Here is a 20,811-nt window from a genome sequence, read left to right as displayed (position 1 = left end):
TAAATTATAATCTATGTTTAAGCCATTTCAGCAATTTCTAGAAAAAGAACTGTTTGAGAACTTTGCACTAGAGAGCCGTCCCATTCCCTCTGGATTGGAATCTGTGGTGAGTGAAAGAGGTAAAAATCCCGCCACAATTCAAAGCTGGTGTTATCAATGCCCTGAATTGCGAAAAATACGCTACACCTACATCGATGCTGGGGAAACGGCACAAATTTTTAACAGTGTCATTTATCCAAGCCACAATTACGATGTGCCGTTGCTAGGGATTGATTTTTTAGCGTTTGGACAAAAGAAAATCTTGGTGGTGATTGATTTTCAGCCGTTATTTCGCGATCGGGCTTACACAGACAAGTATATCGAACCGTTGACCGAAATTCGAGCTAAATACAGCTCGTTGGTACAAGACTTAGAAATGAAGTTTTATGATGCCAACCAGTATTTTTCCAAGAATTTGCTCTTTGCCAAAACCGACGCCGAAACAGTAGTGAACCAATTGTTTCCGGCCTATCAAGAATACGTCCAGTTGTATTGGAAAATGCTACAACAAGCTACTCCCCTGACAACTCCCGCAGAAATTCAGCGGATTGTGAAAGCACAGAAAGAATACGATCAGTATAGTGCAGAAAGAGACCCCGCATCCGGGCTGTTCGGCAGCTATTTTGGTCATGAATGGTCAGAGCGCTTTTTGTACGAGTTTTTGTTTGAAGATGCTGTTCCCTTAGCGGTTCCCGCCGGGACAAAATAAATTAAAAATGACTCTCTATCAGCCTTTTTTAGATTACGCCATCCCCCTGCTCAGGGAGCGACTTGACTTAGCTCCATATCCGATTCCAGCAGGTTTTGAAAAAAAAGAATGTATCACTGGGAAAGGAAAAAAAGAGCAGTTGGTTGTCACTACTAGCTATGCTTTTCAATCGCCCAAACTGCGACAAATTCGGGCGGCTCACGTTGAGGGCGGTGATGCTCTTCAGGTTTTGAATTTTGTAATTTTCCCGCAAATTAATTATGATTTGCCTTTTTTTGGGGCAGATTTGGTGACTTTACCGGGGGGACATTTGATTGCTTTGGATATGCAGCCGCTTTTTCATGATGTGGCCTATCAGAAGCAATACTCTGAGCCGATTTTACCGATTTTTAACAAGTATCAAAAAGATTTGCCCTGGGGGGGAGATTTTCCTGAAGAGGCAAAACCTTTCTTTTCTCCTGCTTTTCTCTGGACTCGTCCTAAGGAAACTGAGGCGGTGCAAACTCTTGTGTTTGATGCTTTTAAGGATTATCTACAAGCTTATCTCGATTTGGTCGATCGCGCGCAACCAGTCACCGACAGTCAGAGATTGGCCGAGATTCTTCAGGCTCAACGGAACTATATCAACTATCGTGCTGCGAAAGATCCTGCGAGGGGGATGTTTCTGCGGTTCTATGGTGAGGAGTGGACTGAGGAGTATATTCACGGTTTTCTGTTCGATTTGGAACGCCATTTATAGGAAAATTAAAATTTGTTTGTAGTGAGGACTTTAGTCCTCTGAATTTGCGGACTAAAGTCCACACTACAAACGGTTTGTAGTGAGGACTTTAGTCCTCTGAATTTGCGGACTAAAGTCCGCACTACAAACGATATCTAACTTGCAAGACTTTGAGCTGTATTATTCCGAGTATAAGGGTTCCAAGTACCTAACTCCTTGGAACTGCGACTGCAAAGCATCGCTCTCGTTTCCGGGTTCAATCCTTGTACTAAGCTGAAATCAGCACCAGCAATACTTTGCAACTGCTCTAAATTCGCTCCTGTCAAATCAGCAGCCCGTAAATCTGCGCCTTGCAATTCAGCTCCAATTAACATGGCATTTCGCAAATAAGCACCAGTCAAAAAAGCATTCTTGAGATTAGCACCACTTAATGCCGCTCCTTCTAAATTTGCTCCCGTTAAATCCGCTCCACTCAGATAAGCACCTCGCAGGTTACAATAACTCAAATCCGCTCCTCGGAGATTCGCTGTATTCAAAAAAGCTCCACTCAGACTAGCTTTCGGGCCAATAGCTTCTATTTTTTGGTAATTAAATTCTTCTGGCCACATGGTTTTGCTATCATATAAAGCTAATTTTAATTTAGCTGCTTCTAGCTTGGCATCGACTAGATTGCAGCCTTGTAAATTAGCTCGAAAAAAATAACTTTCTTGTAAATTTGCTCCACTCAAATTGGCGTCTCGGAGATTGGCGCGCCGGAAATCTACTCCCTGGAGATTTGCACCTTGGAAATTAGTTTGGCTGAGGTTTGCGCCAATCAAGTTTGCTCCGCTCAAATCAATTCCGGATAAATCCATTTGGCTGAGGTTGATTCCCTGGAGGTTGGTTTGAGCTAGGCTTTTGCTTTCCTCGATAGCTTGTAAGACTTCTGTGAGAGTAAGGGGTTCAGAGAGGAAAAATGAGTGTTGACGAAGTGCCATTATATTTTTTGAAGATTTATTGATGGAATTGCTCAAAGTTGTCCGGTGTAATTTATCCTAGAATTTGATTGATGGGCGATCGCCAGAAAGTTAATTTTCTTAACCAAAATTCGATCCGATTTCCCTCCCATGCCCCCATACAAGGGGACTTGCTTGGTTCCTCTCCCTAAATAGACATAAAAATGCTGCTAACACCACCGATGACTATGATGGATTTCTTTCGCAAGAGTGAGGGTATTTGGTTCACTCAGCGAACAGTGCATAATTTTGATGCTGCTGCTGCCGATGAGTCGGGAGAATCTAATGTCACGATCAATGTCTTATCAATTGATGATCCCAGAGTTTTAGAGGTTTGTCAACAGCAAAATGTAGATCCTGCTTTGGTTAGTGGGGGATGCAGTTTTATGTGGCAAGATAATTTGGATGATGCCATCCCGAACCAAAATTATGCAGCAATACTTATCGATGTACCCAATCCCAATAACCCGAAGATGGGGAAGTTTCTGCGAAATCGCGGCTACGTTGAAGGGATTCCGGTAATTGGTATTTACAATTTTGCTGATGATGGGGTATTGACTATTGAGACGGAATATGAGACAAATCAAGGACAGGAACGCTGTTGGTTTATTAACGATCATTTTCGAGTGCGGGTGATGACCGTTCAAATGAGTAATGGGGTTAAACAAATGGCATACTGTTCTGAGCGTCGTTGTATTTCTCCGTCTGTTTTAGAAGAGTTGTTGGAACACAATCGCTTGAGAGTTTCTGAGGCTGGTGCGGTGTCGCGTTAAAGTCTCTGGAAGAAATGCTTTTTGATTTGTCACATTCAACTATTGTCAATATTTTTTCATGACGGGCAGGATGCCCACTCCACAGGAAACTGGGCAGGATGCCCACTCCACAAGCAACTGGGCAGGCAGGATGCCCACCCCACAGAAAGCTCGATCTGTTGTGGAACTGGCATCTTGGCAGTTTCTAAGAATGCTGTCTTATGTGAGTTTAACTAAACTCGATCGCCTAATTTTTTCAACTGTTATTAAACTATCAAAACCATGTCTGAAAACGAAGACTTGACAACATTCCAGGGTGATGAATCTGCCGCAGATTCAACTGAAAATTCAACCCAGATAGACGCTGAGGAATTGGTGGAAGTGATTGCCGAATTTGAGCGGTATCGGGAACGTTTGGTGAGTGAAACGATGGCTGCGGCACAAAAGGCTAAGCTGCCACAGAAAGCAGCTATGGCTAAAATTGAGCCGGAACTTGCTAAAATTGATGCTGGGCTAGACAGTCTCCGCGCTCAATTGGCGGCGATAACTACTAATAATTAGGTGGCAATGATGGTCAATTCTAATGCTCAATCTCAGGATGCTTCAATTTCATTGCTTCATGAAAAAGCAGATGCTTTTCTGCGGGAAGTTACTGAACAAATAGATTTAGATACTTTCAATCCTGATGATTCGGAAATTATGAAGCGGTTAGTTGAATGTATGGGAGATACGCGGGGGATGACTCGACTGCGTTTCGCGGAAACTTTGGCGGAAATTGGTGAAGATGCGACTCCTTTTTTGTTGGATGGTTTGGCGAATCATCCTAATCCGGTTGTGCGACGTGCGGCTGCGAAAACTCTGACTTTGATTGCCGATCCGACGGCGGTTCCTCATCTAATTCATGCTTTGTTGAATGATGAGGATACGGTGGTTAAGGGTTCGTCGATTGGGGCGCTGGCAAGGATTGGGGAACCTTCTGTGCAGGCTTTGTTGGATATTTTAGCATCTACTGATTTGCCGGAAAGTACGATCGGTCATGCGGCTTGGGCGTTGGCATTTATTGGGGCGGGTGCGAAGGAGTATTTGTATCAAGCCATAGCTTCAGATTCGCCTGTGGTACGCGGTGCGGTGGTTGGCGCGATCGCCAAAGTCGCCCAGGAAGAGCCCAAACCGGACTTATTCGAGATTTTGGTGAAGTCTCTAACGGATGTTGATGTTGACGTGCGTTGCGAGGCGGCGGCTGCTTTGGGAAATCTCGCCTACAAGCCTGCAATCCCCAACCTGATTGAGTTGCTGGATGGTGGCGATGGCGAAAGTCGCAGGGCGGCGGCTTTGTCTTTGATGAAAATAGGCGATCGAAGTGCGATCGAGCCGCTACAAGCTGCATTAGCCAAGGAATCGGAAGCGGCGATTCAAGGCGTAATTAAGTTAGCAATTTCTCAAATTAAGTAATTAAAAACATGACTGAATCTGGAACCGGGCGGATGTTGCTTTCTCATAACTTTGATATGCCAGAAGATGTTTTTCCGGCCTTGAGTCGAGAAGATTTAACTCTGGTATTTTTTGAGGGTTTAAGTCAATATCCTGAGATTAAGTGTCGTCAATTAAATCATGCTCATTGGATGGTAGAAGTTCTATTTCCTGCTGATTTTTCTCCGCCTAAAGTTGGGGAGTTTTGCGCTGAAGCTTTGGTGAACAAGCGGATGAGTCAAGGGAAAGCTGATGATTCTTTTCCTGATATTTTGATTTTAGCGGGGTTTAAGAAGACTCCGCCATTGAGTGACGATCCTGAAGCGCTGCAAACCGGAGAATGGGGAGTTGATGTGGTGGAAACTCAGTCGGCTGAGAGTTTCTTGATGGCGATCGGCTGGGAGGACAAAACGGCTGGGAAAAGTATTGAGGATGTTTTTAAGGTTGAAAGGAGAAAAGGGTAAAAGGATAAAAGGCTGAGTTAACCAGCCGTGATATCTTTTTGATTGATACTGTTGAAACAACAACCAAACGTCACTCGATACTTAGTCTGCCATTTTTCAACTTTCCTCATCATCTTGTCCTGGTAAATCTAAAGCAATCATTAAAGCGCGATTAAGTTCGGCAATTTTTGCCTCTGAAAGCTTTCCCAGCATTTGCAAAAGTCTAGTTTTTGCCAATACCCGCACTTGATCCGCTTTAACAATTGAATCCCTTTCTAATCCTCCATCAGGAGCTTTAATCAAAACCTGAGATGGAAAAATGCGCTTGTTTTGTTGATAAGTGGTACAGGGAACTGCCAAAACGACTGGACTACTAGCATTAATTACGTCGCGACTGACTATAATCACCGGACGATTTCCCCCTTGTTCAGAACCTTCCACAGGATCGAGACGAGCTAAATAAACCTCTCCTCTTTTCATTCTTGAGACTCCGCTAATTTAAAAGCCTCCCAAGAAGCTGTAGCAAATTCAGCCTCCATCTGTAAAACTTCAGCTTGATATTCTGGATCGCTTGTCATTTCTGCTAGTGCTTCATCAATTTCAGCTCGTTTCAGCGCTGCTAATTCTCGACAAATAGCCCGCATAATAAATTCATCACGACTCTTGGCTTTTCCCTGGTTTACTGCTTTATCAGTCGCTTCTAGTAAATTAGCAGGGAGACTGATTTTTGCTTCAATTGTAGGATTAGACATGAAAATCACTCCTAAATGAAACCTGAATGTTCTCTAGATATCTATCTTAACTCTTTTTTTCAAAATAGTGATGGATTAGGCGATCGAGGATGTTTTAAGGTTGAAAGGAGAAAAGGGTAAAAGGTAAAAGTTGTTTGGAAAGTAAAAGCTCAGTCCCGAAGCGCTGATTTTGAAGTTTACCAAACTATCTATCTCCCCTCGATTAAATGATTGAACTGAAGTTTATTGGGTCTACTAATTTTGAGCATCCTATCCGGACGATCGTGAATCTCAGTTAAACGGTCATTAGTCTCAGTTGAGCGATTATTGCGTGTTTTTCCTTTGGGAATGCTAATATGACCGATACTGACAAAACGATATTCATAAGCATCAAGGAAGTTTTGTTGATGCCAAAATGCTTTGCCGATTTCCTTACAATAGTCAACAAAGCATTTTGCGCCCGTTAGTTGCTGGATAATTTTTGCATTCTGGTCTTTCTTTTTCTTCATCTCAATACAAAAGATGATTTTTTCTGTGGGAGTATCAGCAATGATGACAAAATCTGCGCGTTTGCACTGACCTTTTGAGCTGGTAAAAATCTTGCTTGGTGCTGGGAAAGCATCGGCTTTAATGACAATAACTTGAGCATCATCAGGCATTCCATCAATTGTGACAGAATAGTCAGCAGGCAGAGGCTCTTTGAGTGTAACTTGCTTTTTACCTTTGTGTTCTTCCAATGGCACTGTAGCAGTTTCTTGAATCATCTCTTTGAGGATCGCAATATCAGACATCAATCCTCACCCCAAACAATCGCTTCCTGAATCCGGTTCATTGTTTCAATCGTTGTATCAAAACTCCGGGCTTCAATACCCATTTCAGGGTCAATATCTGCTGGTGTCAGGGTTTGAAATTTATTTGTTGTTGTCTTCCCTACCTCTTCCGCAATATAAACTTTGATTTTGTTAGCCGAAATTAGCTCTACTTCTCGATAACCTTCTTCTTCAGCAATGCGCTTCAGATGAGGTTTGTCGTGGTTAAGCATAATCAATGTATTCAGTTCTTTAATAATGTAATCGCTGTGGGTAGTGATAAAAACCTTAATACCCAGATTTACCAAGCGGGCAAATAGCCGTGCGACGCGGCGCTGGTTTTCAGGATGTAGATTCAATTCGGGTTCATCTATCATCAGTAAATCGCCAATTTGAGCCTCATGTTTTAGGTAAAAACCGATGTCTAATAGAGAACGCACAGCACTAGAACTTTCATCCATAGAAAGCTTGAGCCTTTTACCATTCGGCTCATAATAAAGTTCATCATTACGAGTAACAGTGTATTGACCACCGATTATGTCAGCAAAATCTGCCAGTATATCAGGATGTTTCTCGGCAAGAAAACTGCTTTTTTTGACAATCGTTTCCAGTTCCCTCGTAAAGTCAACGTTTGTTTTGATTGGCAAAGCATAGTCCTGATAAGCCTTAAATAAGAGTTCAATGGGATGGATATTATTGTTGCCTTTACCCATTTGTTCAAGCAATCTATTACGGGCAAAATTCAACTCTTTGCGAAAAATAGCTGCACCAGTTCTTTCTGCACTAGCGATAAAAGGACGAGGAATAATTTCGGCAAAAATAATATGTTTTAGTGCATCGGCAATGGTTTTTTTAAGTATTTCATTGGGGATTTTTGCCTTTTCTTTTTCAACTAGCAAGGTGACAACTAATTCTCTACTATCTTCTCTTTTGGTCATCGAGAATAGTTCGACATTTGCAGAGCCTAGTGTTGACTGAAATTGGCTTGCCAAGGTAATATTTTTGATGTCTAGGTTTACCTGAAACTCTGTTTTTTTAAATCGTTTAGCCTGTGCTGCAAAAATCTGAGGCAATTGCTGTGTATAAACTTGACAAGCTTTAAAAACAATTTGCTCTGCCTGTTTGACATATTCTTGTATGTCTAGATGGATTACGCCGTCAGCAAGGAGTTGCTGGATTTTCTTGTCGTTGATTTCGATCGCCAAAATCTGCCGCCAAGTAAACAAAAAGCCAAACAGTGCATAGGTAGCGTAGGTTTTCCCGGTATTGTTGCGACCACAAATAATTGTCAACTCACCCAGGGTGAACTCGGCTTGCTTGAGAGCACCAAGATTTTTGACTTTGATTTTCATTGGTGTCTTCCTTAGATTTGCAATGTGTCTCAGTTTAGTCTTTTTGCAGCCATAAACCTAACTATTCCGCACGCTTATAATTCATCACCAAATCCAACCGCGATAAGGAACTTGTCGCCGATTCCCGCACATAGGAATCCACGGTTTCATCATTCGCAAATGTGGTGAGAACTTCTACACAACGCCGATCGCCCACAGAAGCCAGCGCACTCACGATCGCAACTTGTACCGCTATATTATCGGTTGTATTCAACGATTCCACCAAAATCTCGAACGCAGACGAACCCATCTGCCCCAAGGCCATCACGGCTGCAATATGCACGACAGGGTTAGCGTCATCGATCGCCTTTTTCAATCCCTGCAAACCGACTTCCGGGAAAGGCAACTCTGGATAATTAATCGCAATTTGTGCCAATACCTTCGCCGCACTCCCTCGCACAGTCACATTCTCGCTGTTTAACATGGCGTCAACCACCGGTGATATGGCATCCTCACCGATCGCACCCAACACCTTCACCGCCGCCCGACGATAGACGACATCTTCGTCGTCTAAAATGCCCACCAGTCGAGGAATTGTATTTTCATCGCGGGAATCGGCTATTTCAAACATCGCCCGATCGCGCATATGAGGATTCGGGTGTTTTAGTTGTTCAAACAAAGCGTCTGTTGTCATGATTTATGAAGGAAGAAGGAAGAAGGAAGAAGGAAACTGTTTGTAGTGCGGACTTAAGTCCGCAGCATCAGAGGACTAAAGTCCTCACTACGAACCTTGTAATTCCTAAATTAAGATAATTAGGATTTTACTGAGTTATGAGCTTCTATTTTAGCTTGTACTAACCAATCGAGATTGGTCGCATCGGCTTGATAACCGCTGATATCGCCTAGTTTTTCGAGGGCAATTAAGGCAGCATACTGCAAATCCCAGATTTTTGTTGCCAAACAGGCTTGCAATTCTGGAATAGCACGTTTTTCTCCGAGTTCCCCCAGGGCGATCGCAGCCGCCGCACGGGATTTCTGAAACTGGGGTTGGGGGTTATTCAAAGCTTCCAATAACAAATCGTAGGCGGGAGAGTGTTTGAGCCAACCAAACAATTTTATTACATGAAAATGCGCTCCATAGTCATTGTTTGCTTCTTCTGCAAAGGTTGTAAAAAGTGCAGCCGGTGCCTCTTCTGAATAATGTTCTAAAATTGTTTTAGTTGCTAGATAACAACGACCAAAATCCGTCTCGTATAATTGGTTAATTAGAAACGGTAATTCTGGTAATTCTTCATAGCTGTGGACTAAATCCAAATCCCCTGGTTCATCCCGTAAGGTTTGTTCTAAATAGGGTTGAATGGTGGCAAAGGTAAGGGATTTGTCGGCGATTCCGGCTGCTGCTAGCATCCGAATTCCCCTGAGGCGAAAGACTAAAGATACGGGACATTTGGCAATGTTGGGAATGGCCTCGTAGTGGTGGGCGTCAATCAAATCCTGAATTGATAGTCTGCGCCCTAGGACATTTTTGTGTTGCAGCATGGCGACAACTTGTCCCATTTTAGAAAAGTCTCTGGTGAGGCGGCAAATTGCGGCGATCGCAGCACTAGCAGTCGGTGGATCGAGATCGTTAACAAATTTGCGAATTCTGGTCTCGGCTGGTTGATAATCTAATTTAGTCAGGGTGTGGATGATTACTCGGTAGGTTTGTCCTGGTCGATCGAGCAATTGAGCTACTTCTTCTAAAATATCGCTGTCTTGAGTGCCAATTTCGCCGATCGCCCAAACGGCATTTTCGACGGTGTAGCAATCATCATCGCTCAGACAGGTGCGAATCACCGGCAATGCTTGGACAGCTTGCAGTCTTCCCAAGGTTTCCACTGACTTGCGGCGGACAATGCGGTTGTCTAGGGATGGATCGGTTTGCTCTACTGCTCGTATCAGTGCTGCGATCGATCGCTCTGTGGGAAAGTTTATCAAATGGGAAGCTGCTATATAGCGAGAATCCTCTTCGCCGATTTGGTCTTGTGGCGTATCTAAAAGGGCGATCGCCTGGTCTTCTGTTAAATTAAAAAAACTAAGAAATCTTTTATCCATAAAATTAGCCGTCTGGGATTAATTGTAATATCAATTCCGCTTGAATGACCGCAATAATAAGTTCCTAGCGTTCGTAGTCCGGACTTGAGTCCGCTCTATGAATGCGGACTGAAGTCCGCACTACAAACCGGCTTAGCGTTCGTAGTGCGGGCTCCATCTTGCGGACTGAAGTCCGCACTACAAACCGGCTTAGCGTTCGTAGTGCGGACTTGAGTCCGCTCCATCTTGCGGACTAAAGTCCGCACTACAAACCGTTTTTCTTATTGGTAATCGATCGGACTCGATCTAACAGCATATCTCTATTTAAACAAAATAACAAGCCCAGGAATTCTTTACCCTTACTTTACCGAAATCGGTAGAGCAACGAGCCAAGATTTCCTAGACTTGTCGGGGTAAAAATTACCCAGTCACGACATTACAAACCTGTCTAATTAATTAGGACAGGGAGTTGATGGCGTAGTCAAGAAGAGCATTGTACTCAGTCAAAGCTTGAGCAGACATATCGCGAGGAGTGCAACCGCGGTTACGAGCAAAGCTCAATGCTTCAACGTAAGGAGCAGTAGGCAAGCTCAAAGCGCGATAAACTTCGCGTTGACCAGCAATACCCCATTCATCAAGAGGGCCTGTGCCGCCAACTACCAAGCAGTATTGAACCAAGCGCAGGTAGTGCTTGATGTCGCGGTGGCATTTTGCTTTGAAAGTATCGGTGGAGTTAGCTTGACCGGATTCGTTCAAGTAAGGATACTTTTTGATGCAAGCATCATAAGCTTCTTTAGCAACTGCATCCAGGTTGGCGCCCAATTTTTCAGCAGCTTCTAAACGAGCAGCAGAGCGTTGGATAGAACCTTGTACTGATTCTAAATCTGAGGTGCTAGGGAAGCGTCCTGCTGCATCAGCAGAAGCAATCGCGGTGGTGAGAACTGATTTCATTTCCTAAATCTCCTAAACTGATTTTGATTGTGAGCGTAGTTTCTATTTTGCTGAGCGAATTGCGATTAGCAATAAACTAGCTCAGGGCAGAAATGATGCGATCGAAGTAGCTGGAAGATTCAGCAACCAAGCTAGCGCAACGATCTTCAACTACGATTGTTCCCATTTTCCGCAACTTAGCACCAGCAAATTTTTCGCTGGGGTTGTCTTGGATGTGAGCAGCGGCTTGAGCCTTCATGATTTGAACTGCACGCACGGTGGAGGTGGTGGGTACGCCCAAAGCTGCATAGGTTTCTTTCAAACCATTCAAGCAACGGTCATCAAGAACTGAAGCATCACCAGCCAACAAAGCGTAGGTGACATAACGGAGGATGATTTCTGCATCGCGCAAGCAAGCAGCCATGCGACGGTTAGGGTAGCAGTTACCACCGGCTTGGATCAAGCCTTGGTTTTCGCAGATCATACCGGCAACAGCGTCAGAAACCATGCAGCTAGCGTTGCTGGCGATCGCGTTTACAGCATCCAAGCGTCGGTTGCCGCTGGCAACGAAAGCTCTAAGGGCAGCAATATCACCAACGGTGGAGGTGCTGGCATCGGCTGAAACTACAGCTCTTGAAAAAGCGTCAAGCATTGAGTTCTCCTTAACTTAGACGAAAAATTATTTCTTATCTCAGTTGGTCAACTTGGTGACGAACTTGATGGTCTTGAATATATCTAAGGAATGAGACAGAGGTCTCATTCCTGAGAAACAAAGTAACAATTTGTTACTTTGGTCGCGAAAAGCACATTTTTTCGTTGAACTTACCTCTTCCACCATTCTCGCTTAACAGGCAGAAAAGGCCTATTCAACAAGACACTCAAGTTACTTTTGGGGCATCCTGCCCGTCCTTGAAAAACTTGTGGGCAATGGTGCAAGATATGATTTAAACTCACATCCTGAGATCGCAAACTATGTTAAGTGTGTCGATCAGACCCTACGCGGGTGAAAGTGACCTCGAAGCGATCGCCGATTTAATCAATACTTGCGAAGCAGTCGATCGGATCGATCAAGGCACTTCCATCTCGGAATTGCAACAAGAATTTAACCAACCGTCCCGAGATTTAGCGCGCGATATCTGCCTTTGGGAAGATGCAGGCGGCAAATTAATCGGTTTTGCCGAGTTGTGGATTTCTGAACCTGGGGCCGTCATCGATGGTTGGCTGTCGTTTTCTGTCCGCCCCGAAGCGCGTGGCGGGAGTGTGGAAGGGGCGGCAGTCGCTTGGGGCGAAAGGCGAATGCGCGAGGTAGCATCATTGCGGGGCGCGCACGTGAAGCTGCGATCGGGGGTTAGGACACAGGATGTCGATCGCATTTCTGTGCTGGAAAGTTGCGGTTTTAGGGTCGATCGCTATTTTTGTCGCATGGCGCGATCGCTCTCGGAACCGATCGCCCAACCCCAATTCCCAGAAGGTTTTGCGCTGCGTCTATTCCCCGGCGAAGAGGATGCAGAAGCTTGGGTAGAAATGTTCAACCAGTCGTTTATCGATCACTGGAATCACCACGATTTAACCGTCGAGAAATTCAAATACGATTTAGCAAAACCCTCTTACAGAAAGGATTTAGACTTGATTGCAGTTGCTGCTGACGGGACTTTTGCCGCTTTCTGTTATTGCGAAATTAGCCTCGAAGAGTGCGATCGTACTGGACGAAATGAAGGCTGGATTGCTGTTCTCGGTACGCGGCGCGGTTTCCGCAAACTTGGATTGGGACGGGCGATGTTGCTGGCTGGTTTGCATCGACTGAAAGCAGCCGGTGTCGATACTGCGATTCTCGGCGTGGATGCTGCAAATCCTTCCGGTGCATTGCGACTTTACGAGTCTGCGGGCTTCCACAATATTCGGGACAGCATTTCTTATGTTAAGGATGTTTGAGGATTTGGGCGATCGGCATTACGCGCAGGATTCAAGAAACCCGGTTTCTCTCTGTATGCCTTGTCACCAAACAGTATTTCTCGTAGAAACCGGGTTTCTGGGCCCGAGTGCAAAGTTCGCGATCGCACTAGGTACGTTGTTGCGCTTCAGCGCTCTTAATATATATATGAAAGAGCGCTGAAGCGCAACAACGTACCTGTATCTAAAAAACTTTTCCTACCCCCTTGACACTTCTGTAGTATTTTATGTAGTATAAACATATGGAAAGCGCAGGAGAGCCAAAAACCTGTATTTTCCGTACCCAATCTGAACCTTGACAACTAAATAGCATTCGAGATTTCAAGGAACATCAATTTGAAAGTCTTGCAATACAGACTTAATTGTCATGTTGTTACTTTTTACGAGACTGTTCAGTTACAGACTGACTCCACCTGAGTCAGATATTGTACCAAAACAGCCGAATTTCAACGAATATGGGGCGGATTCAGAACAGCACAGTTGCGATCGAGTGCGATCGGCCCAAAAGACTGAAGAAATCCGCCATCTCAAACAAGCTTACCATTTAGAGCGGCGTTTGTTTGTGTAAAAACTGTCGTGTGGGCGCAGATGCGAATGCTGGCAATATTTACCGACTAACGCCACAACTAAACAGCAGAAAAGCTACTAATCCAAAATCTAAAATCTAAAATCTAAAATCGCTTAAGGAGGTAACAGTTATGGTTCACATTCGTTTTGAAGGACGTTCCTATGATGTGGCAGAAAACCAACTGGGTATCACGGTAGGAATGAGCGACAAAACAATTCAGGAACGTCTAGCCAATCATTTTGATGTCAAGAGCGATCGCTTCGAGTCTTACGTCCTCGATCGCCGTCCCAGCGGTGATTTAATTGTTCGCCCAGAGGCAGTTTACGGCTAGGAATTTGCTTTTATTCCGCGCCCTAATTCGAGAAGCATACACACATTAGGGTTCTAGTTCTGAAAAGATTGCGGGTTCAATTCCCGCTGAAGGCTTCGGCTTTTATGGTGAAATGGTAAACACGCTAGAAGTTGTCAAAAGCTTTTCAAACTTGCGCGGTATAAAAAATTATCAGTTGTCAGGGGCGCACCCTAACCAAAGAAGCTTACAAACTGGTAACGTTCGACTGACAATCGAATAGTAGGTTCAATTCCTACCTCGCCGCGAGGCGTAAAAAACAAAGCTTCTCTGACTCGTGCGCCGCCTCTCATACCTGAAGTTTTTATATCTGTCACGCGGTTAAAACTTCCACTTCGCGCCCTAACAAAGGAAGCTTACATACTAGCTCTTGGTAGAGCATTTCTCTTTAAAGAAAAGGTTGCGGGTTCAACTCCTGCGTATGAACAACGGCTTTCTTAACTTGCGCGAAGTGACTTTTTGCTCGCAACATTTTGATTCAACTTTCTTCATAAAAAAGGTTTGTAGTGAGGACTTTAGTCCGCAGCAAAAGAAGGACTGAAGTCCTCACTACAAACCTGTATTTTCAGTTTCGCGCCCCAACATAGGAAGCGCATACACACGATTCAACCGATTGGTCACAGGTTCAAATCCTGTCAGTCTCGTTTAAGAGGCTGTAGCTCAGGGGTAGAGCAATCGGTCTGTTAAATCGCTTTTTAAACTTGCGCGAAACTTCCAATTTTTGAACAATTCAATTCCTTGTTACAGACGAAACACTTCGCGCCCTAACTGATGAAGCTTACACACTTTAGTAACTATAACTGCCCTAAGGTACTGATATTCGAGCGATCGATTTAGGGAAGCATTCCGAGTCTCTAGTTCTAGATAAGGTTTGCGTGTCCACTGCTAGGTAAAACTGGTAAGAACGGCTGTGAATAAAGCTTTTTTGACTTGCGCGAAGTGTTTTAAACTTTGTCAAATTTTACATAAATTGCTCGCGGATGGGTCGCAATCGGGTTGATTACGCATTTTTTTTCGGTGTAGTCCGTAGATTAGGCAAACAAATCTGTTTCTTTGTCAAAAGTTCATCCATGACTAGGATAATTTAATTTACAATTTTCAATTGCTATGAGCGAACACCGATTAGATAGAATCGTCATCGAACGGCCTCGCGGTGGCTGGAGAGCTAGCTTAAAAAAAGTGCCAGGAAACCGGAGACATTTGAAAGAAATCACTGAGGCAGCTTACACTGATGGAATCTTTAATCCTTATCTACTCAAGCTGAGAAGGAAAAGCAAATATTTTTCTGATTGTCTGGGGCCTTTATCTCGCTGGCTGCGGAGCAAAGTAGGACAAGATTGGGATGATATCTACCACGAACTCTGTCAAATTCTTGATATAACTACGCTGTCTGGAAAACATATTCTCTCCCATGTTTGGGGTTATGTGGAAAGAGATGTTGTGTTGGTTGATGGAATTGTTTGCGATCGCCGATATGGGCGTCAACTTGGTTCTGGGAGAGAGGAACTTTACGTTCACCCTGAGACGCGGACACTCTGCTTAGCAAACAAGGTACGAAAATTGCCTCCGAAAAAGCCTGATGATTTTCTCAAGATCGATGATTACCATCATTATCAAAAAGTAGATGGTATTTGGTATCTTTTCGAGCTGGCTGATATGGAAGAATTGGAGGTAACTAAATATTACTCCCGTGTCAAAACATGGAAGTACACGACGAGCAAACGTCAGTGTAACAAGAAGCAAATTAAGTTCATCACCGAACAACTCAGCAAAAGTTAAAAGACATGAGTCGGCGGTTGAAACCGCGACTACACAAACGATGTCCGCCTCCGCGGACTAAGAAATTGATTGGGTATTAGCTATGAGCAATAAACTTGCAATTTACCGATCGCCCTACGAGATAGATACCCTCCTCCACGCCTTCCAAGAATGCACCCTCCCGCGCAGCGAATGGACGCACGAAGCCCATTTAACCGTTGCTTTATGGTATTTTCTGTTTGGCGAATCGGACTCAGAGGCGATCGATGCGATTCGCAATGGCATCAAACGTTACAACTCTGTGAATGGCATTGAAAGCACGCCAAACAGCGGGTATCACGAAACGCTAACGCTGTTTTGGGCGCAAACTGTACGCGAGTATCTGGCGGATCGAGGCCGAAATCAATCGATCGTACATTTAGCTAACGGCTTGATCGCCGAATATGCCGATTCCACTTTACCCTGGAACCACTACACCCGCGAGCACCTGATGTCTTGGGAAGCGCGAAATAATTGGGTTGAACCGGATTTAAGGGCGATCGAAATCCCAGAATTTTCCCTGAAATAGTTTTAAAATAGCAGTTGTTGCCGCGCCCCAATCCGAAGAGCTTACATACCAACCCTTCCAAGGTTAAAAAAACAAAGCTCCTCAAACTTGCGCGGTGACTACGATATTCATTGCCAAGCGTGCAACAACTGCCACCGCTGATTTTGGGATATTCCTAATAATTGAAAATCCAAAATCGCCAATCCAAAACCACAACTGGAGGCAGCACCAATGAATACAGCAGAGCGCGATTTACGTTTAGAAATGCTTAACAGTCTGCTCACCACACCTCACCGCCAACTGGAAAAGGTGACAGAAATTCACAAGTTAATTATCGAATTAGATCCGATTTTTTACGGTCATTTAGCCGTGTGGTATCAACGTCACGGCGACGTGCGCGACCACAAGGAAGTTTTTGCGGGAAACTTGCTGACTTCGGCGCTCACAGAGCACCGAGACGCTGGATTTATGATGTTACAAGAGTTCCCGCCCTACGAGGTTTCGCGGATTGTGGACTTTATGAAGCAGCACCAGAATAAGCTGCCTCGAAGTGCGCGCACTGCTGTCACTCGCTATCTGCGATCGCGCGAAAAGAATGCCCAGTTTTTCGATCGCGCCGCCATCCGCAACCGCAAGGCGATGAAGCACTTATATGCGACTCTGCACGTCAAGCCGAGCGATCGAGCTAATGCTATTCTGTTTAAGGACAATCCGCCGGAAGACTCGCTGGCATTTGTTTTGAAGCAGTTAGCCAAGGCTGCGACTCCTGCGGAACAGGCGAATTTGATTGTTGAGTACAAGATTCCCTATACGATCGCAGTTGGTGCGATCAAAATGCTCACGCCAACGGTGTTAGCAGCGCTGATTAACTCGATGTCGCCGCAGGAAGTCATCAACAATCTGAAATCGATTCAGTCTCGCGGCGCGATGGATCACCCGGAAGTCAAGCTGTTGATTGACTCGAAGTTGGATGAAGCCGCCAAGTGCGATCGAGTTTCTGCATACAAAGCGAGTGTTGCTGGTGCGGGCGCGAAGTTCGACGCAGCCACGGCGGCGAAGCTGGAAGCGGTGACTAACGAACAGGTGAAGAAGCGCGGCAAGATTGTCAAAGCCACCGGTTTGTTGATTGACAAGTCGGGAAGTATGGAAAGTGCGATCGAAGTTGGCAAGCGTCTCGCTGCCATGATTTCGGGCATTTCCGAGGCTGCGCTGTTCGTCTACGCCTTTGACACGATGCCGTATCCAGTCCAAGCAAACGGCAGCGAATTGACCGATTGGGAGCGCGCATTCAAGCACATTCGCGCAGGCGGCGGCACAAGTTGCGGTTGCGCGATCGAAGCAATGCGGATTAAGAAGCAGGTGGTTGAGCAATTCATTATGGTAACAGATGAAGGCGAAAACTCTGCACCTTATTTTGCAGATGCTTATCAGAAATACTGCCACACTTTGGGCGTAATTCCTGATGTGGTGATTGTGCGAGTTGGCGCTTACTGCGAATATGTTGAAAAACAATTGAAGGACAAGCAAGTGTCAGTGGAAACGTTTACGTTTGCGGGTGATTATTACTCGCTGCCGAACTTGGTGCCGATGTTGTCTCGTCCTTCGCGGCTGGAGTTATTGATGGAAATTCTGGATGTGGCTTTGCCTGTCAGGGATGATAAACAGTTGACAGTTGACAGTTGACAGTTGACAGTTGACAGAGGTCGTAGGAGGTTTTTTCTATGGGGATTCATATCATATTTTGTCGGTTGACCGCAATAAAATAGGTTCGTAGTGCGGACTTCAGTCCGTATTATGCGGACTGAAGTCCGCACTACAAACTTTGATTGTTATGGTAATTGACCGGATATGATATTACATCCCACTCTAAAAACATTACACCCGGAGTATCTCAGTTTTGTAAAAAGCTTTTTTTCTTTGAGTGCGAGCTTAAAAACTCGCGTATTGTACAATACGCGAACTCTTGAGGTGGTGGCACTATAAATACAAAGCTGAGATGCTCTCCATATAGACCAACCTGCGGGGGTTTAAAACTCATGAATTCTGATAAATGATATAATCGAGTATGGCTCGTCAGTAAAGCTGGCGGGGCCTGCTCGCAAATTGAGTGGGAGTTAGAATTTTATGTCAACTGAGATTGCATACATTGAAGCTCAAGCAAATTTAGAAAATCTCTGCGATCGCGCTGTTGAAACTGGGGAAGTAATAGTTATTACTAGATCTAACGGCAAAAATGCGGTTTTAATTTCTGAGGCAGAATTAGAAAGCTTGCTAGAAACGCTTTATTTGCTGCGATCGCCTGCCAATGCAACTCGCTTGTTAACGGCACTGAAGCGAGCTAAATCAAGAGTCATTCAACCTCAAACACTCGATGAAATTTGCAAAAGATTTGGACTTGATGAAGATGACGATACTGAAAATGAGGTAGCGATCGCCAGTTAAACCATTGATGACCAAATCGCAATCTTCAACGCTGGCAGACTATGTATAGCCTTTCTCAAAAAGATGAGGTATAACTGACAGCTTATATAACTACTAAACTCTTAGGGCCCAAGCCCAACAACATACCTCAACGCCCCAATCCCCTGAAGGCGGTGTTGGAGTTTCGGGAACGAGTTAGAGAAAATTTAGGCAAAAATTGAGATTGAATAATGTACTGTCGTTTGAAAACTCTTTGGTTTATTTTATTTATTAGTTATCTCTGTGTTGCTTGTCAATCGCTAAAAAGCGTCAAGCCAATTTCTGTTCCAACTGTCCAGTTAAATCCCGAAAAAGTTCCGGTGACTTCGCCGATAGTTCGTGAAGTGCTCGATAATGCGATCGCCCAAACTAAAATTACTAATTCCTACGATCCTGCTTATGTAGCGATTCCCTACCCGGGTGGCGATGTACCGATGACTACAGGTGTTTGCACCGATGTCATAATTCGCGCATTTCGGCAAGTAAAAGTGGATCTGCAACAAGAGGTACATCAAGATATGCGGCAGAACTTTGCCGCCTATCCAAAAGATTGGAATTTGACCGCCACAGATCCGAATATCGACCATCGCCGAGTTCCTAATTTGATGGTATTTTTTGAACGAAAAGGTAAATCGTTACCTGTTACTCGCAATGCCGCTAATTATCAACCGGGGGATGTAGTAACATGGAATTTAGGAGGAGGCGAGTCTCATATCGGGATAGTTAGCAACGTGCGATCGCCCTCGGGAAGATTTGCGATTGTTCACAATATCGGTGCAGGGACTAAATTGGAAGATGTGCTCTTCAATTGGAAGATTATCGGCCATTATCGATATTTTTGAATTGCATCAAAAGTCGATCGCACTTTTCTCCCAAACATCTCCCTCAATCTCCTCAACCTACAACTTTTTCTCGATTCTCAACTCTTCCCTAGTTTTCTCGATAATTTCCAGTAACTCAGCATTCGCAATGGATGAAACTAACTGCGAATCCGCAGCAGCCAAAGCAGCGCGCAGCTTGGGGGAAGTGAGTGTAGGATATTTTTCTAAAACTTGCTCTTCAGTCCATCCCGCCGCAAACAGCCCCAACAGGAATTCTACAGACAATCGAGTTTCTGCCGCTGGTGGTTGAACTGTTGAAGTTTTCTGGTTGCGATGAATGAGCTTTCGCCAGTCCATTGTTTTAGTTTAACGATTTGGGAAGACTTCGCCGATTATACTGCATTCAGACCCAGTATAAATACCGGGACGGTTAACTCATTCTGTAAATTGATACCGCAGGTGATTTCCCAATTTTGTAATTAAATTGTTATGACGATCGCAGTGCGGCACTTTCTTATAGACTAGACTGGTAGGGTGCCGATCGGGCGATCGTCTTTTTTCATTTTGTCAGTTTCAATAGCAAATCGCGTTAGCGAAGCCCTAGAAGGCGATCGCACTTCGATCTCCACCCACTGTGTAACCCACCGTGCAACTCACAGTACAACTACTTTAACTTCTTAAAACTATGGGAAAAAAGTCGAAAGCCAAAAAATCCCAGGTCAAAAAATCCACTTTGCTGTCCCAGCGACTCCAAGAAGCCCTCGATCGAGGCAGTAAAGTTTGGATTAAAACAAATAATAGTAGTTTCGGCGGCATCCCGATTAATTTGTTCGGGGAGTTTGCTGAACTTTTGGTGATAGTTCCCCCTAACGAACACGGGGAAAATACCGATGCTTACGGACAAGTTACGTGGTTAATTCGACTTTCTGATATTATTGCACTCGCCTATCCTACTGAATACTGGTCTAAAGATAGATTAGAAAGTTTGCTGCCGCCGGATGCAGTTACCTCTGAAGTAGGAGATTAATTTGGTAAGGTGCGCTGCGGCGCACCCTACTTTTACTACTTGTACTCGGGTGTTTGCGGTGCTTGTGGCGCACCCTAATTTTACTTTTGTTTTCTCCGGTGCTTAGGATATACCATAGTTTTACTGTGGTTTTCGCAGTGACGCCGCATATAAAATAGTCTATTTTGGGCAGAAGCATTGATATCATATCCCCACAAAACGAGCGCATAAGAAAATAGGTTTGTAGTGAGGACTTCAGTCCTTCTTTTTCTGCGGACTAAAGTCCTCACTACAAACCCCATAAGAAAATAGGTTTGTAGTGAGGACTTCAGTCCTTCTTTTTCTGCGGACT

25 protein-coding genes and 1 tRNA gene are annotated in these 20,811 nt (G+C 44.5%); 16 read left to right on the top strand and 10 right to left on the bottom strand.

Annotation, left to right across the window (positions count from 1 at the left end; all coding sequences use genetic code 11):
• The first annotated feature begins 13 nt into the window (after window positions 1-13).
• Window positions 14-748 (top strand): 15,16-dihydrobiliverdin:ferredoxin oxidoreductase, encoded by a 735-nt coding sequence (locus QZ938_RS28665; RefSeq protein ID WP_293355085.1) that lies wholly within the window; start codon window positions 14-16, stop codon window positions 746-748.
• Between the two features lie 7 nt (window positions 749-755).
• Window positions 756-1,487 (top strand): phycoerythrobilin:ferredoxin oxidoreductase, encoded by a 732-nt coding sequence (locus tag QZ938_RS28660; RefSeq protein WP_293150318.1) that lies wholly within the window; start codon window positions 756-758, stop codon window positions 1,485-1,487.
• A 134-nt stretch (window positions 1,488-1,621) separates the two neighbouring features.
• Here QZ938_RS28660 and QZ938_RS28655 read toward each other — a convergent pair whose 3' ends face one another.
• Complete coding sequence (locus QZ938_RS28655) at window positions 1,622-2,443, bottom strand: pentapeptide repeat-containing protein (RefSeq protein ID WP_293355088.1); 822 nt, start codon at window positions 2,441-2,443, stop codon at window positions 1,622-1,624.
• A gap of 182 nt (window positions 2,444-2,625) precedes the next feature.
• Between QZ938_RS28655 and QZ938_RS28650 the strand changes: the two genes are divergently transcribed.
• The 4 genes from QZ938_RS28650 (at window position 2,626) to QZ938_RS28635 (ending at window position 5,147) form a co-directional block, all read left to right on the top strand.
• Complete coding sequence (locus QZ938_RS28650) at window positions 2,626-3,234, top strand: phycobiliprotein lyase (RefSeq protein ID WP_293355091.1); 609 nt, start codon at window positions 2,626-2,628, stop codon at window positions 3,232-3,234.
• 261 nt (window positions 3,235-3,495) lie between these two features.
• A complete protein-coding gene (locus QZ938_RS28645) occupies window positions 3,496-3,774 on the top strand; it encodes a hypothetical protein (RefSeq protein WP_293355094.1) in 279 nt (92 codons plus the stop codon).
• Window positions 3,775-3,780: 6 nt separating this feature from the next.
• Window positions 3,781-4,665, top strand: coding sequence for a HEAT repeat domain-containing protein (locus QZ938_RS28640; protein WP_293355097.1), 885 nt, complete (start codon window positions 3,781-3,783; stop codon window positions 4,663-4,665).
• Between the two features lie 8 nt (window positions 4,666-4,673).
• A complete protein-coding gene (locus QZ938_RS28635) occupies window positions 4,674-5,147 on the top strand; it encodes a DUF2656 domain-containing protein (RefSeq protein WP_293150308.1) in 474 nt (157 codons plus the stop codon).
• Between the two features lie 96 nt (window positions 5,148-5,243).
• On the opposite strand, the gene QZ938_RS28630 is transcribed toward QZ938_RS28635, so the two are convergent.
• The 8 genes from QZ938_RS28630 to cpeB all read right to left on the bottom strand — a co-directional run bounded on the left by QZ938_RS28630 (window position 5,244) and on the right by cpeB (window position 11,652).
• On the bottom strand, window positions 5,244-5,606 hold the full coding sequence (locus QZ938_RS28630) for a type II toxin-antitoxin system PemK/MazF family toxin (RefSeq protein WP_293338289.1): 363 nt from the start codon (window positions 5,604-5,606) through the stop codon (window positions 5,244-5,246).
• Window positions 5,603-5,878: a CopG family transcriptional regulator gene (locus tag QZ938_RS28625; protein WP_293150304.1), complete on the bottom strand. Its 276-nt coding sequence runs from the start codon at window positions 5,876-5,878 to the stop codon at window positions 5,603-5,605. Before QZ938_RS28625 ends, QZ938_RS28630 begins: the two co-directional genes overlap by 4 nt.
• A gap of 188 nt (window positions 5,879-6,066) precedes the next feature.
• Window positions 6,067-6,648 (bottom strand): hypothetical protein, encoded by a 582-nt coding sequence (locus tag QZ938_RS28620; protein ID WP_293338291.1) that lies wholly within the window; start codon window positions 6,646-6,648, stop codon window positions 6,067-6,069.
• Window positions 6,648-8,018, bottom strand: coding sequence for an AAA family ATPase (locus tag QZ938_RS28615; RefSeq protein WP_293355100.1), 1,371 nt, complete (start codon window positions 8,016-8,018; stop codon window positions 6,648-6,650). The genes QZ938_RS28620 and QZ938_RS28615 overlap by 1 nt, the downstream gene beginning before the upstream one ends.
• A gap of 61 nt (window positions 8,019-8,079) precedes the next feature.
• Window positions 8,080-8,691 carry a HEAT repeat domain-containing protein gene (locus QZ938_RS28610; protein ID WP_293150300.1) on the bottom strand — a complete coding sequence of 204 codons (612 nt, stop codon included), beginning with the start codon at window positions 8,689-8,691 and terminating at the stop codon, window positions 8,080-8,082.
• 119 nt (window positions 8,692-8,810) lie between these two features.
• The gene (locus QZ938_RS28605) at window positions 8,811-10,091 is read right to left on the bottom strand and encodes a HEAT repeat domain-containing protein (RefSeq protein ID WP_293355103.1); all 1,281 of its coding nucleotides are present in this window, start codon (window positions 10,089-10,091) and stop codon (window positions 8,811-8,813) included.
• A gap of 435 nt (window positions 10,092-10,526) precedes the next feature.
• Complete coding sequence (locus QZ938_RS28600) at window positions 10,527-11,021, bottom strand: bleomycin hydrolase (protein WP_293184999.1); 495 nt, start codon at window positions 11,019-11,021, stop codon at window positions 10,527-10,529.
• Window positions 11,022-11,097: 76 nt separating this feature from the next.
• Window positions 11,098-11,652: a C-phycoerythrin subunit beta gene (gene cpeB, locus QZ938_RS28595; RefSeq protein WP_293150294.1), complete on the bottom strand. Its 555-nt coding sequence runs from the start codon at window positions 11,650-11,652 to the stop codon at window positions 11,098-11,100.
• 320 nt (window positions 11,653-11,972) lie between these two features.
• Here cpeB and QZ938_RS28590 point away from each other — a divergent pair, with 320 nt between their 5' ends.
• The 9 genes from QZ938_RS28590 (at window position 11,973) to QZ938_RS28550 (ending at window position 19,474) form a co-directional block, all read left to right on the top strand.
• Window positions 11,973-12,932, top strand: coding sequence for a GNAT family N-acetyltransferase (locus QZ938_RS28590; RefSeq protein WP_293355106.1), 960 nt, complete (start codon window positions 11,973-11,975; stop codon window positions 12,930-12,932).
• Window positions 12,933-13,317: 385 nt separating this feature from the next.
• Entirely contained in the window at window positions 13,318-13,518 is a 201-nt protein-coding gene (locus tag QZ938_RS28585; RefSeq protein WP_293355109.1) for a radical SAM protein, read from the top strand.
• Between the two features lie 130 nt (window positions 13,519-13,648).
• Window positions 13,649-13,849: a hypothetical protein gene (locus QZ938_RS28580; protein WP_293185005.1), complete on the top strand. Its 201-nt coding sequence runs from the start codon at window positions 13,649-13,651 to the stop codon at window positions 13,847-13,849.
• A 375-nt stretch (window positions 13,850-14,224) separates the two neighbouring features.
• Window positions 14,225-14,291, top strand: a tRNA-OTHER gene (locus QZ938_RS28575).
• A 683-nt stretch (window positions 14,292-14,974) separates the two neighbouring features.
• Window positions 14,975-15,646, top strand: coding sequence for a hypothetical protein (locus QZ938_RS28570; RefSeq protein WP_293355112.1), 672 nt, complete (start codon window positions 14,975-14,977; stop codon window positions 15,644-15,646).
• Between the two features lie 82 nt (window positions 15,647-15,728).
• A complete protein-coding gene (locus QZ938_RS28565; RefSeq protein ID WP_293150283.1) occupies window positions 15,729-16,193 on the top strand; it encodes a hypothetical protein in 465 nt (154 codons plus the stop codon).
• A gap of 210 nt (window positions 16,194-16,403) precedes the next feature.
• A complete protein-coding gene (locus QZ938_RS28560) occupies window positions 16,404-17,855 on the top strand; it encodes a hypothetical protein (RefSeq protein WP_293355115.1) in 1,452 nt (483 codons plus the stop codon).
• A gap of 441 nt (window positions 17,856-18,296) precedes the next feature.
• The gene (locus QZ938_RS28555) at window positions 18,297-18,614 is read left to right on the top strand and encodes a type II toxin-antitoxin system Phd/YefM family antitoxin (protein ID WP_293338312.1); all 318 of its coding nucleotides are present in this window, start codon (window positions 18,297-18,299) and stop codon (window positions 18,612-18,614) included.
• A 209-nt stretch (window positions 18,615-18,823) separates the two neighbouring features.
• Entirely contained in the window at window positions 18,824-19,474 is a 651-nt protein-coding gene (locus tag QZ938_RS28550) for a DUF1287 domain-containing protein (RefSeq protein WP_293150277.1), read from the top strand.
• Window positions 19,475-19,531: 57 nt separating this feature from the next.
• Here the strand turns inward: QZ938_RS28550 and QZ938_RS28545 are convergent, their stop codons facing one another.
• On the bottom strand, window positions 19,532-19,810 hold the full coding sequence (locus tag QZ938_RS28545) for a DUF433 domain-containing protein (protein ID WP_293355118.1): 279 nt from the start codon (window positions 19,808-19,810) through the stop codon (window positions 19,532-19,534).
• Window positions 19,811-20,138: 328 nt separating this feature from the next.
• Here QZ938_RS28545 and QZ938_RS28540 point away from each other — a divergent pair, with 328 nt between their 5' ends.
• Window positions 20,139-20,480, top strand: coding sequence for a hypothetical protein (locus tag QZ938_RS28540; RefSeq protein WP_293150273.1), 342 nt, complete (start codon window positions 20,139-20,141; stop codon window positions 20,478-20,480).
• The last annotated feature ends 331 nt before the right edge of the window (window positions 20,481-20,811 follow it).

This window comes from Microcoleus sp. CAWBG27 (assembly GCF_020883145.1).
In the GTDB taxonomy this organism is placed as follows: Bacteria; Cyanobacteriota; Cyanobacteriia; order Cyanobacteriales; family Microcoleaceae; genus Microcoleus.
This window is presented reverse-complemented; position numbering and strand designations above follow the sequence as displayed.

What these genes read in the sequence shown, in the direction of transcription:
- QZ938_RS28665 (WP_293355085.1), top strand. Translation starts at nt 14, where the DNA reads ATGTTTAAGCCATTTCAGCAATTTCTAGAAAAAGAACTGTTTGAGAAC.
- QZ938_RS28660 (WP_293150318.1), top strand. Translation starts at nt 756, where the DNA reads ATGACTCTCTATCAGCCTTTTTTAGATTACGCCATCCCCCTGCTCAGG.
- QZ938_RS28655 (WP_293355088.1), bottom strand. Translation starts at nt 2,443, where the DNA reads ATGGCACTTCGTCAACACTCATTTTTCCTCTCTGAACCCCTTACTCTC.
- QZ938_RS28650 (WP_293355091.1), top strand. Translation starts at nt 2,626, where the DNA reads ATGCTGCTAACACCACCGATGACTATGATGGATTTCTTTCGCAAGAGT.
- QZ938_RS28645 (WP_293355094.1), top strand. Translation starts at nt 3,496, where the DNA reads ATGTCTGAAAACGAAGACTTGACAACATTCCAGGGTGATGAATCTGCC.
- QZ938_RS28640 (WP_293355097.1), top strand. Translation starts at nt 3,781, where the DNA reads ATGATGGTCAATTCTAATGCTCAATCTCAGGATGCTTCAATTTCATTG.
- QZ938_RS28635 (WP_293150308.1), top strand. Translation starts at nt 4,674, where the DNA reads ATGACTGAATCTGGAACCGGGCGGATGTTGCTTTCTCATAACTTTGAT.
- QZ938_RS28630 (WP_293338289.1), bottom strand. Translation starts at nt 5,606, where the DNA reads ATGAAAAGAGGAGAGGTTTATTTAGCTCGTCTCGATCCTGTGGAAGGT.
- QZ938_RS28625 (WP_293150304.1), bottom strand. Translation starts at nt 5,878, where the DNA reads ATGTCTAATCCTACAATTGAAGCAAAAATCAGTCTCCCTGCTAATTTA.
- QZ938_RS28620 (WP_293338291.1), bottom strand. Translation starts at nt 6,648, where the DNA reads ATGTCTGATATTGCGATCCTCAAAGAGATGATTCAAGAAACTGCTACA.
- QZ938_RS28615 (WP_293355100.1), bottom strand. Translation starts at nt 8,018, where the DNA reads ATGAAAATCAAAGTCAAAAATCTTGGTGCTCTCAAGCAAGCCGAGTTC.
- QZ938_RS28610 (WP_293150300.1), bottom strand. Translation starts at nt 8,691, where the DNA reads ATGACAACAGACGCTTTGTTTGAACAACTAAAACACCCGAATCCTCAT.
- QZ938_RS28605 (WP_293355103.1), bottom strand. Translation starts at nt 10,091, where the DNA reads ATGGATAAAAGATTTCTTAGTTTTTTTAATTTAACAGAAGACCAGGCG.
- QZ938_RS28600 (WP_293184999.1), bottom strand. Translation starts at nt 11,021, where the DNA reads ATGAAATCAGTTCTCACCACCGCGATTGCTTCTGCTGATGCAGCAGGA.
- cpeB (WP_293150294.1), bottom strand. Translation starts at nt 11,652, where the DNA reads ATGCTTGACGCTTTTTCAAGAGCTGTAGTTTCAGCCGATGCCAGCACC.
- QZ938_RS28590 (WP_293355106.1), top strand. Translation starts at nt 11,973, where the DNA reads ATGTTAAGTGTGTCGATCAGACCCTACGCGGGTGAAAGTGACCTCGAA.
- QZ938_RS28585 (WP_293355109.1), top strand. Translation starts at nt 13,318, where the DNA reads ATGTTGTTACTTTTTACGAGACTGTTCAGTTACAGACTGACTCCACCT.
- QZ938_RS28580 (WP_293185005.1), top strand. Translation starts at nt 13,649, where the DNA reads ATGGTTCACATTCGTTTTGAAGGACGTTCCTATGATGTGGCAGAAAAC.
- QZ938_RS28570 (WP_293355112.1), top strand. Translation starts at nt 14,975, where the DNA reads ATGAGCGAACACCGATTAGATAGAATCGTCATCGAACGGCCTCGCGGT.
- QZ938_RS28565 (WP_293150283.1), top strand. Translation starts at nt 15,729, where the DNA reads ATGAGCAATAAACTTGCAATTTACCGATCGCCCTACGAGATAGATACC.
- QZ938_RS28560 (WP_293355115.1), top strand. Translation starts at nt 16,404, where the DNA reads ATGAATACAGCAGAGCGCGATTTACGTTTAGAAATGCTTAACAGTCTG.
- QZ938_RS28555 (WP_293338312.1), top strand. Translation starts at nt 18,297, where the DNA reads ATGTCAACTGAGATTGCATACATTGAAGCTCAAGCAAATTTAGAAAAT.
- QZ938_RS28550 (WP_293150277.1), top strand. Translation starts at nt 18,824, where the DNA reads ATGTACTGTCGTTTGAAAACTCTTTGGTTTATTTTATTTATTAGTTAT.
- QZ938_RS28545 (WP_293355118.1), bottom strand. Translation starts at nt 19,810, where the DNA reads ATGGACTGGCGAAAGCTCATTCATCGCAACCAGAAAACTTCAACAGTT.
- QZ938_RS28540 (WP_293150273.1), top strand. Translation starts at nt 20,139, where the DNA reads ATGGGAAAAAAGTCGAAAGCCAAAAAATCCCAGGTCAAAAAATCCACT.